The 12,970-nt window shown below is 72.1% G+C and carries 8 protein-coding genes and 1 tRNA gene; 5 read left to right on the forward strand and 4 right to left on the reverse strand.

Annotated features, from left to right (window positions below; all coding sequences use genetic code 11):
- The first annotated feature begins 109 nt into the window (after positions 1–109).
- Genes OG303_RS23210 through OG303_RS23230 form a run of 5 tightly spaced genes read left to right on the forward strand, consistent with a single transcriptional unit; the run spans position 110 to position 6,056 of the window.
- Entirely contained in the window at positions 110–1,204 is a 1,095-nt protein-coding gene (locus OG303_RS23210; protein WP_405870557.1) for a BMP family protein, read from the forward strand.
- 25 nt (positions 1,205–1,229) lie between these two features.
- On the forward strand, positions 1,230–2,801 hold the full coding sequence (locus OG303_RS23215) for an ABC transporter ATP-binding protein (RefSeq protein ID WP_405870559.1): 1,572 nt from the start codon (positions 1,230–1,232) through the stop codon (positions 2,799–2,801).
- The gene (locus OG303_RS23220) at positions 2,798–3,931 is read left to right on the forward strand and encodes an ABC transporter permease (protein WP_405870560.1); all 1,134 of its coding nucleotides are present in this window, start codon (positions 2,798–2,800) and stop codon (positions 3,929–3,931) included. Before OG303_RS23215 ends, OG303_RS23220 begins: the two co-directional genes overlap by 4 nt.
- Positions 3,931–4,890 (forward strand): ABC transporter permease, encoded by a 960-nt coding sequence (locus OG303_RS23225; protein WP_405870562.1) that lies wholly within the window; start codon positions 3,931–3,933, stop codon positions 4,888–4,890. The genes OG303_RS23220 and OG303_RS23225 overlap by 1 nt, the downstream gene beginning before the upstream one ends.
- Complete coding sequence (locus OG303_RS23230) at positions 4,887–6,056, forward strand: esterase-like activity of phytase family protein (RefSeq protein WP_405870564.1); 1,170 nt, start codon at positions 4,887–4,889, stop codon at positions 6,054–6,056. The genes OG303_RS23225 and OG303_RS23230 overlap by 4 nt, the downstream gene beginning before the upstream one ends.
- A 197-nt stretch (positions 6,057–6,253) precedes the next feature.
- Here the strand turns inward: OG303_RS23230 and OG303_RS23235 are convergent.
- The 4 genes from OG303_RS23235 to tmk form a co-directional block, all read right to left on the reverse strand.
- A tRNA-Thr gene (locus OG303_RS23235) sits at positions 6,254–6,330 on the reverse strand.
- Positions 6,331–6,437: 107 nt separating this feature from the next.
- On the reverse strand, positions 6,438–8,021 hold the full coding sequence (locus OG303_RS23240) for an alpha/beta hydrolase (RefSeq protein WP_405870565.1): 1,584 nt from the start codon (positions 8,019–8,021) through the stop codon (positions 6,438–6,440).
- 117 nt (positions 8,022–8,138) lie between these two features.
- The gene (locus tag OG303_RS23245; RefSeq protein ID WP_405870566.1) at positions 8,139–9,344 is read right to left on the reverse strand and encodes a DNA polymerase III subunit delta'; all 1,206 of its coding nucleotides are present in this window, start codon (positions 9,342–9,344) and stop codon (positions 8,139–8,141) included.
- A gap of 345 nt (positions 9,345–9,689) precedes the next feature.
- Positions 9,690–12,917 (reverse strand): dTMP kinase, encoded by a 3,228-nt coding sequence (tmk, locus tag OG303_RS23250; RefSeq protein ID WP_405870568.1) that lies wholly within the window; start codon positions 12,915–12,917, stop codon positions 9,690–9,692.
- Positions 12,918–12,970: the final 53 nt, after the last annotated feature.

Raw genomic sequence — 12,970 nt, forward strand, 5'->3', positions numbered from 1 at the left:
AGAGGCCATAGCCAAAACGTTTTGCATTGCATACCTTTCGGCCAATGGCGAAGAACGGCCCCTGTCTGACGACTCAGAAAATCAAGAACTCGAGAAAGAGATCAAAACGATGAACAAGATCAGAATTCTGGGGGCCGTCGCGGCGCTCTCCCTCACCCTCGCCGGATGCGGCGCCTCGACAGACGCCGACTCCACTCAGTCCGGGAAATCCGGAAAGCTGAGAATCAAGTTCGTCATCAACGGAAACCTCGGCGACCGTTCTTTCTTCGACTCCGCGTACGCGGGCCTGAAGAAGACGGAGAAGGACCTCGGTTACAGCCTGAAGGTCGTCGAGCTGGGCAGCGACCGCACCAAGTGGTCCTCGGGCTTCGAGGACGCGGCTGCCGGCGACGACTACGACGTGCTCGCCGCGGGCACCGTCGACACCGTCGGATTCCTCTCCAAGCTGGCCCCGGAGTACCCGGACAAGAAGTTCTGGCTCTTCGACGGATCCGTCGACTACACGGGCAAGAGCGGCTGTTCCAACAAGTGCGCGAACGTCTACTCCGTCACCTTCAAGCAGAACGAGGCCGCCTATCTGGCCGGATTCCTCGCCGACAAACTCGTCGCGGCCAAGGCCCTTCCCGGCAGCAGCGGAAACGGAAAGGTGGGCGTGATCGGCGGAGTGAAGATACCGGTCATCGAGGACTTCGTCGTCGGCTTCAAGGCGGGCTTCAAGGCGGCGGGCGGAAATCCGTCCTCCGGTGTCCTCGTGCAGTACGTCGGCGGCGACAATCCGTTCGGCGACCCGGCCAAGGGCAAGCAGATCGCCTCGGCGATGTACGGACAGGGCGCCGAACTGGTGTGGCCCGTCGCCGGATCCTCCGGCCTCGGGGTGTTCGAGTCGGCCGTCGCCACCAAGCGGTACGCCTTCGGGGTCGACTCCGACCAGTACAAGACGCTCACCGACGCGGCCCAGCGGCAGACCGTCGTCACCTCCATCCTCAAGAACGCCGGCAACGCCCTCTACCTCGCGGCCAAGGCGAACAAGGCCGGCACGCTCGCCTACGGCAAGCCCGCCGCCGTCGGCCTGGCCGAGGACGGCGTGGGCTACGTGGACAACGCCAACTTCGACAAGCTCGTTCCCGCCGCCGTGCGCGCCGAACTCCAGGCGCAGGCCGCGAAGGTCAAGTCCGGTGCCGTCAAGGTCCCTTCGGCCTTCTGACCTCCGAGGAACACTGGTGGAACCCATGGAGAATGCCGACGAGACCATGGCCGGAACCCTCGACAGGGCCCCTGTCGCCCTGGAGGCCGCGGGCCTGGGCAAGACCTACCCCAACGGCACCCGCGCCGTCAGCGACGTCGACCTGTCGGTACCCGGCGGCGAGATCAGGGCGATCGTCGGACAGAACGGCGCCGGCAAGTCCACCCTGATGAAGCTGCTGTACGGACTCGAACAGCCGTCAGCAGGGCACATCGGCGTGCACGGGCGACGGGTCAGGTTCTCGGGGCCCCAGGACGCCATCGCCCTCGGCGTGGGCATGGTCCACCAGAACCTCATGCTGGTCCCGTCGTTCACCATCGCCGAGAACGTCGTCCTCGGCGTCGAACCCGGCCGGGCGGGCCGCGTCGACCGCGCGGCCGCCGCCGAACGTACCGCCGCGCTGGCCGAGGAGGCCGGGCTCGCCGTCGACCCGGAGGCGAGGGTCGACGCGGTGTCCGTGGGGATGCGCCAGCGCGCCGAGATCCTCAAGGCCCTGCACCGCGGCGCCCGCATCCTGATCCTCGACGAGCCCACCGCCGTGCTCACCCCCCAGGAGACCACCGACCTCTTCACGGCGGTCCGCAGGCTGCGCGACTCGGGAATGACCGTGCTGTTCATCTCGCACAAGCTCAAGGAGGTACGGGAGATCAGCGACCGCGTCACCGTCATGCGCGCCGGGTCGGTGATCGGCACCGTACGCACCGAGGAAGCGACGTCCGCGCAGCTGGCGTCCATGATGGTCGGCCGGGAGATGTCCCTCGACGTGCCGAAGCCCCCGGCGCGGCCCGGGGCGAGGGTGCTGCGGGTGCGTGGACTCTCGGGCCCGGCGGTGCACGGCGTCTCCCTCGACATCGCGGCCGGTGAGATCGTCGGCCTCGCGGGAGTCGAGGGCAACGGCCAGACCGAACTCGTCGAACTCCTCGCCGGACTGCGCCGCCCCACCGCCGGGTCGGTCACCGTCGACGACGCCGACGTCACCCACCTCGACGCGGCGGGACACCGCAGGGCCGGTGTCGCCCACGTGCCCGAGGACCGGCTGTCCAACGGGGCGGCCCTGGACCGGTCCATCGCCGACAACCTGATCGTCGACCGCCACGACCGGCCCCCGGTCGCACGCCGAGGCGTCCTGCGCACCCGCCGCATACGAGAACTCGCCGAGGACCTCATCAGCCGTTACGCGATCCGCGCCCCGCACCCCGAAACGGCGGCCGGAGCACTGTCCGGCGGCAACCTGCAAAAAGTCGTCGTCGCCCGCGAACTGTCCGCCCGGCCCCGCCTGTTGCTCGCCGCACAGCTCACCCGGGGCGTCGACATCGGCGCCATGCACTTCATGTACGAGCGGCTCCTCGAAGCCCGTGACGCGGGCGCCGCGGTGCTGCTCGTCTCCGCCGACCTGGGTGAACTCCTCGCGCTCTCCGACCGGTTGCTGGTCATCAAGGACGGCCGTCTCGTCGCCCGCTTCGACGACCCGACCGGACTCACCGAGGAGGCCACCGGCCTGTACATGCTCGGTGTGGAGCGGCATCCGGACGAGCGGATCACGGCAGGTGCCCGATGACCTCGACCCTGGAACCGGCCGCGGAACAGCAGGGGCGGCCCGAGACGCAGGGCCGCCGGGAGTTCCTGGCCACCCGACGCCGTACGGTGGTCGTCGAGTTGACGATGACGGTGCTGACCGTCGCCGTCGCCGTCCTCATCGCCTTCCTGGTGGTCCTGGCCACCGGCAAGGACGCCACCGGCGCACTGAACGCCCTGCTCACCGGCCCGCTGGAGCGCACCCCGCGGATCGGCCGCTGGCTCGCCGACGCCACCACCCTGTCGCTGCTCGGCCTGTCCGTCGCGATCCCCTTCCGGGCCCGGCAGATCAGCCTCGGCGCGGAGGGCCAGGTGTACGCCGGCGCCCTGGCGAGCGCGCTCGTGGCGATCAACTTCCATCTGCCGCCCGTCGCCGCCGTACTGGTGCCGCTCGGCGCCGCCACCCTCGCCGGGGCCGCGCTGGGCGCGGTACCGGGCGTCATGAAGGCCCGCCTCGGCGCCAACGAGATCGTGGCCACGCTGATGCTGAACGCCGTGGTCGTGCGGGTCTTCGACTATCTCCTCACCGACCATCTCAAGGCTCCCGACAGCAGCGCAGTGCAGTCCGCCCCGGTGCGGCCCGACTCGGTCCTGCCTCTCCTCTCCGACTTCTTCGGCGTCCCCCTGGACCAGGCGAACGTCGGCCTCTTCGGGATGGTCGCGGTGGCCGCCGCCGTCTGGTTCCTGCTCGCCAGGACACCGCTCGGCTACCGCATCCGCATCACCGGCTCCAACCCGGACTTCGCCCGCTACGGCGGCCTCGACGTACCGCGCACCATCGAGTGGAGCTTCGTCATCGGCGGCGCGCTGGCCGGCCTCGCCGGAGCACACCTCGCGCTCGGGATCTACGGCGGACTCCAGCCCGACATGGCCGGCGGCCTGGCCTTCGAGGGCATCGTCGTCGCCCTGCTGGGCCGCAACAACCCGGTCGGCGTGGTCGCCGCCGCGCTCCTCTACTCGTATCTGCGGGTCGGCGGCGACGTGATGGAACAGCAGACCGACGTCGGCTCCGACGCCGTGACCATCATCCAGGCGGTCATCGTGCTGCTCGTGACCGCGCGGGCGCTGCCCGAGCTCGTCAAGCGGTACCTCGCCCGAAGGGAGGCCCGCTGATGGGCCCCGTCCTCGACGTCGTGCTCAGCACGGCATTCCTCGCGGCGATCCTCGGGGTGTCCACGCCGTACGTCCTCGCCGCCCTCGGCGGGCTGCTGGCCGAGCGGGCCGGAGTGCCCAACATCGCCCTGGAGGGCTCGATGCTGAGCGCCGCCTGCACGGGCGCGCTGGTCGCCGGGTACAGCGGCTCGGTGTGGGCCGGAGCCGTCTGCGGGATCGCCGCCGGCGCGCTGCTCGCGCTGCTGCTCGGCGTGCTGCACCTGTACCTCGGCGCGGACGCCATCATCGCGGGCATCGGCCTCAACCTCCTGGCGGCGGGCGCGACTTCGTACACCGTGTACGCGCTCCTCGGCGACAAGGGAGGCACCAGCCGACTGCACAGCGGCGCGCTGCCCTCCGTCCGACTGCCGCTCATAGAGGACATCCCGGGCCTCGGCGCGGTGCTCAGCGGGCAGAACGTGCTGACCTGGACCGCCCTCGCCGCCACCCCCGCGGTCGCCTGGCTGCTGTACCGGGCCCGGTTCGGCTTCCACCTGCGGGCGGTCGGGGAGCACCCCGAGGCGGCACGCTCGGTCGGCATCCACGTGCACCGGGTCCAGTTCCGCGCCCTCGCGCTCAGCGGCGCGCTGGCCGGGGCGGCCGGAGTGTTCCTGAGCATGGGCGCCGTGTCCTTCTTCGTCACCGGCATGACCGCGGGCCGCGGCTACATCGCCCTGGCCGCCGTCTTCCTGGGCGCGCTGCGCCCCTGGGGCGTGTTCCTGGCCGCCCTCGGCTTCGGCACCGCCGAGGCCCTCGCCGTCCAGCTCGGCAACCTCGCCGTCCCGTCCCAGCTGGTCTCCGCGATTCCCTACGTCTTCACCCTGCTGGCCCTCGCGTTCTTCGCCTGGCGCCGCCGCACGTCCCGTACCGCCGCCGCTCCCACGGCACCGTCCGGCCTGCCCACCTTGGAGACCCCATGAGCATCCGCGCCGCCCGCGCCCGGATCATCGCCACCGCCGTCGCCCTCGCCTCGCTCCCCGCCCTCGTCGGCACCCCGGCCGCCGCCCACGACAGCGGCGTACGGCTGGACTTCCTCGGCGAGCGTGAACTGCCGAACGCGATGGCCTTCCAGGGCACCACCGTCGGCGGGCTGTCCGCCGTCAGTTACGACGCGAAGACGGGCACGTACTACCTGATCAGCGACGACCGGTCGCAGACCGGCCCGGCCCGCTTCTACACCGCTCACATCGACTTCGCCCACGGCGCCCTCAAGGGCGTGGAACTCACCGGCACCCACCCGTGGCTCCGCCCGGACGGCACCGCCTTCCCGCCCACCTCGACCGCCACCTCCACCGTGGCACCCGACCCGGAGGGCATCGCCGTCGACCCGCGCGACGGCAGCCTCGCCTGGACGAGCGAGGGCGAGCGCATCGTCCCGTCCGACGGGCCCGCCCTCCTCGGCGACCCCTGGATCCGCCGCGCCACCACGACCGGCGCCTACCGCGGACAGCTCGCGCTTCCCCCACAACTGCACATGGACTCCCAGGAGTTCGGCCCCCGCAAGAACCAGACCCTGGAAGGAGCCACCTTCACCCCGGACGGACGGCGGATCGTCACCGCCATGGAGGACCCCCTCTACCAGGACGGCGACGACCCCACCCCCGAGCACGGCGCGCTCACCCGCATCACCGTCCACGACGCACGCACCGGACTGCCGCTGGCCCAGTACGCCTACCCCCTGGAACCACTGTTCGCCACGCCGCCGGCGGGCAGCACCGACACCAACGGTGTCAGCGACCTCGTGGCCCTCGGCCACGACCGCTTCCTGGTCCTCGAACGCGCCTCGATCTTCGCCGACAACAACTGGAAGGCCCGCGTCTACCTGGTCGACCTCCACGGCGCCACCGACACCCTCGGCCGCGATTCCCTCACCGGCACGTCCACGGACCCCGTCCAGCCGGTCCGCAAAACACTCGTGACCGACCTGTCCGACGTCCCCGGGCTGACCCGAGTCGACAACGTCGAGGGCATCACCCTCGGCCCCCGACTCCCCGACGGCCGCCGCACCGTCGTCCTGGTCTCCGACGACAACTTCGCCGCACGTCAGGTGACCCAGTTCATCGCCTTCGCGGCCCACGGCATCTGACGGCCTTCGTACCGCTTTCGGCAACCGCACCGCCTCCGTGGCGGGCGAACTGGCGGCCATCGTGCACAGCGCGGACGGGCTGTCCCGGCTCCGCGGAACTCACGAGTCCGAAGCCATGAACACCGGGAGCTGTCCGCGGATCATGTGATCAAAAAACAAAGAAGCCGCAGGTCAGAGGCCTGACCTGCGGTTTCCCATGGAGCCGCCTTCGGGATTCGAACCCGAGACCTACGCATTACGAGTGCGTTGCTCTGGCCATCTGAGCTAAGGCGGCGCGCCGTACGCACTATGGTGCGATCAGCAACGCCGGTAAGTCTACACAGTTTCGAGGGGTGCTCCGCACCAGCCCCGGGTGGGTGATCCACGGGGCTGGTGGACGGGCTATGAGCAGCGCTTTGCCTTCGCCGGAGGGGTTCCGCGGAGCAGGTATGCGTTGATCGCGGAGTCGATGCAGGTGCTGCCGCGACCGTAGGCGGTGTGGCCGTCGCCCTCGTAGGTGAGGAGGCGGGCCGAGGTGAGCTGGCGGGAGAGGGACTGGGCCCAGCGGTACGGGGTCGCCGGGTCGCGGGTGGTGCCGACCACGACGATGGGGGCAGCGCCCTTCGCCTCGATGCGGTGCGGTGCGCCCGTGGGCTTCACCGGCCAGTACGCGCAGTTCAGGGAGGCCCAGGCGAGGCCCTCACCGAAGACGGGGGATGCCTTTTCGAAGGACGGGAGTGCCTTCTCCACCTGGTCGGGGCCGGTGAAGGCACCCGGGAGGTCCAGGCAGTTCACGGCGGCGTTGGCGAACATCATGTTCGAGTAGCGGCCGTCGGCATCGCGCTCGTAGTAGCTGTCGGACAGGACGAGCAGGCCCGCGCCGTCGTTCTCCTTCATCGCCGACGTCAGCGACTCGCGCAGCTGCGCCCACGCTCCCTCGTCGTACATCGCCGCGATCACGCCGGTGGTGGCGAGGGCCTCGCCGAGCTTGCGGCCGTCGGCGTCACCGGTGGGGATGGGGTGCGCGTCCAGCTTCTTGAAGAAGGCGCTGAGGTTCTTGCCGACCTGGGCGGGCGAGGTGCCCTTGCGGCCGAGCGGGCAGTCCGACTGCTGCACGCAGTCCTTCGCGAAGGACTGGAACGCCGTCTCGAATCCCGCCGTCTGATCCAGGTTCAGCCGCCGCGCGGACAGCGAGGGGTCCATCGCACCGTCCAGCACCAGCCGGCCCACCCGGCTCGGGAAGAGCCCGGCATACGTCGCCCCGAGGAACGTCCCGTACGACGCCCCCACATACGTCAGCTTCGAGTCGCCCAGCGCCGCCCGCAGGATGTCCATGTCCCGCGCCGCCTCGACGGTGGAGACGTGCCGCAGCAGTTCCGTCGAGTGCGCCCCGCAGCCCGTCGCGAACTTCTTGTAGGCGCCGACGAGTTCGTCCGTCTCCTTCCGGTCGTCGGGCGTCGTGTCCGTCTGTGTGTACGTATCCATCTGCCGGCCGCCGAGGCATTCGACGGGCTCGCTGCGGGCGACGCCGCGCGGATCGACCGCGACCATGTCGTAGCGGGCACGGACCTTCGCCGGGTAGCCGATGCCGGCGTACTGCTCGAGGTACCCGATCGCCGAGCCACCGGGCCCGCCCGGGTTCACCAGCAGGGAACCGAGCGGTTTGCCCTTGCCCGTGGCCTTCGTGCGGGCCACGGCGAGCCGCACGTCTCCGGCATCCGGCCTGGCGTAGTCGAGCGGTGCCTTCATCGTGGCGCACTCGAATCCCGGGACACCGCAGGTGCGCCAGCTCAGCTTCTGGCCGTAGTACGGCGAGAGAGCGGACGGCGTCGATGTCGGCAGTGCGGCCAGTGCCGCCTGCGCCGTGGTGCCGCTGGTGCTCGCCGTGCCTCCGGAGGAGCAGGCGGAGACGAGCAGGGCGGCCGCGGCGAGGAGGGCGGCTGCGGTTCGGGGCCGAAAGGGACGGGAGCTGCGCCTGATGTACATCTGGCGAGCGTAACTCTGTGCAGTGGCCCGAATGCTTTCCGTGCACGTCGTGGCTCGTACGAGTTACCTGGTCAACTCCTCGTTGATCACCGGGCGGGCCGGTGGTCCGCCCGTCGTTCAGCCCGCTCTCAGGGCCAACGTCATCGCCTCCACCGCGAGCAGTGGGGCCACATTGCGGTCGAGGGCCTCGCGACAGGCCGCGATCGCTTCGATACGGCGGAGCGTGGACTCGGGGGAGCTGCCGCGGGCGAGGCGCTCCAGGATGTCCTCGGCGTCCGCGTTCGCGATGGCCACGCGGGAACCGAGCTGGAGGGCGAGGACGTCGCGGTAGAAGCCGGTGAGGTCGGTGAGGGCGACGTCGAGGCTGTCGCGCTGCGTACGCGTTCTGCGCCGCTTCTGCTTGTCCTCCAGGTCCTTCATCACGCCCGCCGTGCCGCGCGGCATCCGGCCGCCCTGGACCGCGCCCATGGCCGCCTTCATCTCCTCCGTCTCCTTGCCGTCCCGCTCCTCGGCGAGCTGCTTGGCGTCCTCGGCGGCCGCGTCGACGAGCTCCTGGGCAGCCTTGAGGCAGCCGCCGACGTCCTCGACGCGGAGGGGCAGCTTCAGGACGGCGGCGCGGCGCTCGCGGGCGGCCGGGTCGGTGGCCAGGCGGCGGGCCCGGTCGACGTGCCCCTGCGTGGCGCGCGCCGCGGCGGCGGCGACGGGCGGTTCGATGCCTTCCCGCCGTACGAGCATGTCGGCGACGGCGTCCACCGACGGTGTCAGCAGGTTGAGGTGGCGGCAGCGGGAGCGGATGGTGGGCAGGACGTCCTCGATGGAGGGGGCGCACAGCAGCCAGACCGTACGCGGGGCGGGCTCCTCGACCGCTTTGAGGACGGCGTTGGCCGACTTCTCGTTCAGCCGCTCGGCGTCCTCGACGAGGATGACCTGCCAGCGGCCGTTCGCCGGCGACGTGAACGACTTGCGGACGGTGTCGCGCATGTCGTCGGCGAGGATCTGCGCGCCGACGGCGGCGATGCTGGAGACGTCTGCGTGTGTGCCGACGAGGGCGGTGTGGCAGCCGTCGCAGAACCCGCAGCCCGGGGTCCCGCCGAGCGCCCGGTCGGGGCTGACGCACTGCAACGCGGCGGCGAACGCCCGCGCCACCTGGTTCCGCCCCGCGCCCGGCGGTCCCGTGAACAGCCAGGCGTGGGTCATCTTCGACGCCTCGGGCGGCGGCGCGGCGGTGGCGGCCGCGGTGACCAGCGCATCGGCATCCCGGGCAGCGGCATCGAGCTGCTCGGCCACCTTCTCCTGGCCGACGAGGTCGTCCCAGACGGTCATGAACTCACCCCGCCCCTTCGTCACGTTTCACGTTGCGGGATCCATTGTGCGGGGCGGCACTGACAACGGCGGACGAGCGGTCGGTGCGGCCCCGATCGGGAGCGTGGGGCGGGCGACCGGAACGGCCCGTTCAGGAGAGCCGGGCGGGCGACCGGACTGGCCCCTGCGGGCAGGCCCGACGAGCCACCAGTCCGCGCCCCACAGAAGCCCCCCCTCGATGAGCACCGGGCGCCCCCGCCCGGGAGCCCCCGGCAATCGACACCCGCCCCCGGCGACAGCGCCGGGCAAGGGGCAACAGGCAACGGACAACGGGCCAGCCGACCTCAGCCCCTCAGCCCCGATGCCTCAGCCCCGCCCCCCGCGACCGCGCCGCCCCCGGCCCGCGTCGTCGTCGTACTCGTCCTCGCGCGGACCGAGCAGTTCGTCCGCCAGTGTCGGCAGGTCGTCCAGCGGTGTCTCCTCGGCCCAGTCCGAGCGTGCCCGCCGCCGCGGCTCGCCCTCGGCGTCGACCTGCGGCATCTCCCGCGTACGGTCCTCGGCCTCCTCCGGGCGGGCCCCCGACCGCTCGTCCCGGAAGAACCCCGGCGGAACCCGGTGCGCGGCATCCTCACCGCGCACGGGAGGCAGCAGGGCCGTCTCGTCCTCGGCCCCGGACGGCACCGGCGGCAGCACAGCCGTCTCGTCGGCCGCTCCCGGCACGACAGGCGGCAGCACGGCCGTCTCGTCCGCCGCCCCCGCGGGAGCCGGCGGCTGCGGCAGCTTCGTCGTCACCTCGGACTCGGACTCCCCGGCGGGCCGGTCGCCGCTCTGCGCACCTTGCGGCCTGTCCTCCCGCACCGGCCGCAGCACCGTCGTCTCCTCCACCGGCCCGCCCGACGCGTTCGTCGGCGTGACCACCGGTGTCGGCACCGTCGACGCCTCCGGCGGCATCGCGGGCGCCGCGGGCTGCTTGGGTCCCGCCTCCGCGGCGGCCGTCGCCTGCTCGGCGAGCCGCCTGGCCTCCTCGGCCCGCAGCAGCGCCTCCTCGGCCTTGCGCTGCTTCTCCAGGCGCCGCGCCTCGGCCTCGGCGTGCAGCCGGGCCTCTTCCTCGGCCTGCCTGCGCCGCCGGTCCTCGTCGGCCTTGCGGCGGGCCTCCTCCTCGGCGCGCGCCTTCTCCTCCGCGAGGAGCCGCACCCGCTCCTCCTCGGCACGACGGCGCGCTTCCTCGGCCCGCAGCCGGGCCTCCTCCGCCTGGCGTTCGGCCTCGCGGCGCTGCGCCTCCTCCAGCTCGCGCCGCTTGCGCTCCTCCTCCTCGGCGCGCAGCCGCTCGAGCTGTTCCTGGCGCTCGCGCTCCAGCCGCTCTTCCTCGGCCTTGCGCGCGGCCTCCTCCTCGGCCTTGCGACGGGCCTCCTCCTCGGCCTTCTTCCGCGCCTCCTCCTGGGCCTTCACCTCGGCCTCGGACAGCGGCAGCATCTGGTCGAGCCGGTGCCGTACGACGGTGGTGACGGCCTCGGGCTCCTGGCCCGCGTCCACCACGAGGTACCGCCCGGGGTCGGCCGCGGCCAGCGTCAGGAAACCGGACCGCACGCGCGCGTGGAACTCGGCCGGCTCCGACTCCAGCCGGTCGGGCGCCTCCGTGAACCGCTCGCGCGCGATGTCCGGCGAGACGTCCAGCAGCACGGTCAGATGCGGTACGAGGCCGTTCGTCGCCCAGCGGTTGATGCGGGCGATCTCGGTCGGGGACAGGTCGCGGCCCGCCCCCTGGTAGGCCACCGAGGAGTCGATGTAGCGGTCGGAGATGACCACCGCGCCGCGCTCCAGGGCGGGCCTGACCACCGTGTCCACGTGCTCCGCGCGGTCCGCCGCGTACAGCAGCGCCTCCGCCCGGTGGGACAGCCCCGCGCTCGACACGTCCAGCAGGATCGACCGCAGCCGCTTGCCCACCGGCGTCGCGCCCGGCTCGCGCGTCAGCACGACCTCGTGGCCCTTGGCCCGGATCCACTCGGCGAGCGCCTCGGCCTGCGTGGACTTGCCGGCGCCGTCGCCGCCCTCCAGGGCGATGAAGAAACCGGAGGTCGTCGGCGTCGGCACCGGGTCGTCGCCACCCAGCAGCGCGTCCCGCAGGTCGTGCCGCAGCGGCACCCCCGAGCGATCGTCGCCCTTGGCCAGGACCAGCGCCGCCACCGGCAGCAGCAGTGCGCCGACCAGCATCAGCGTGAACGCGGCGCCGCCGTGCGCGAACACGAACTTGCCGTTCTCCAGCCGGTGCGGCCCGATCCCCGCCGCCACCACGGGCGCGATGACCGCGCCGAGCGCCACACACACGCGTACGACCGCGTGCAGGTGCTCCGTCGTGCGCGCCCGCCGGTAGTCCTCGGCCTCCTGGTCGAGGAGCGTGTGCCCGGTGTTGGCGGCCACGCCCGCACCGATGCCGGCCAGCGCGACGATCAGCAGCACAGTGGTGACGTCCGGGACGAGCCCGGCGGCCAGCAGCGCAACGCCGGTGAAGGCGATCGCCAGCGCGAGCAGCCGGCGCCGCGACAGGGTCGGCAGCACGGAGGGCGCCGTACGGATGCCGACGACGACACCGCCCGTCAGCGCGAACACCAGCAGCCCGTACGTCACCGGGCCGCCGCCGAGGTCCTTGGCGTGCAGCACGCAGACGGCGACGGCCGCGGAGATCGCACCCGCGACGGCGGCGGCCGCGAGCACCAGCAGCGGAATGGATCCCGTACGCCCCTTGTCCACGCCCGTCCCCGTCTTGGGGCGGCGCAGGCCCTCGAGCGGCGAACGCGCGCGCGGGGTGCGTGTGTCGGGCAGTTCCAGGAAGGTCAGCACGGACAGGGACGCGGCGAACAGTCCGGCCGCCACATACGAGGCGAGCGCCGCCTGGTGCTGCTCGAACCAGTCGATCCCGGCGCCCAGCAGGTTGTTGAGCAGCCCCGCGACGACGAGCGCGGCGGCCGCGAGGGGGATCGCCACGAAGCTCGTGCGCAGCGACAGACGGCGCAGGGCGTCCATGTGGTCCGGCAGCGGCCGTACCGTCGCGCCCTCCGGGGGCGGCGCCGGCAGCAGCGCGGGCGCCGCGCTCTCGCGGCACACCGTCCAGAAGCGCTCGGCGACTCCGGTCACGAACGCGGTGACCAGGACGACGGCCAGCGCGTCGTCCGGCGTCCAGTCGATCCACAAGGGCGCGACGATCAGCGCGAGGACCCTGACGCCGTCGGCGGCGACCATGGTCCAGCGGCGGTCGAGCAGGCCCTCCTGAGAGGTGAGCGAGGTCAGCGGCCCGAGGAGGACGGCCCCGAAGAGCAGCGTTGCCAGGATCCGTACGCCGAAAACGGTCGCCACTGCGAACGCCACGCCCCGGTACCCACCGCCGAACGAGCCCTCGCTGATCGCCGCCTGGAGTGCGAGGAGCACCAGCACGAGGAGGGCGAGGGTGTCCCCGACTCCGCCCACCAGCTGTGCGCTCCACAGCCGCCTCAGCTGCGGTCGGCGCAGCAGGGCGCGGACAGCGCGCTCGCGGGAGTCCGCTACAAGGGCGTCGTCGGGGGCCGGGTGGTGGGCCGTTGGCTGCTCGGCTCGCGTCATGCTTTCAGCCTATCGGGACGGACTGACAGCCCGCGGCGCGCGTCCGAACGTGC

Source organism: Streptomyces sp. NBC_00005, assembly GCF_045160215.1.
In the GTDB taxonomy this organism is placed as follows: Bacteria; Actinomycetota; Actinomycetes; order Streptomycetales; family Streptomycetaceae; genus Streptomyces.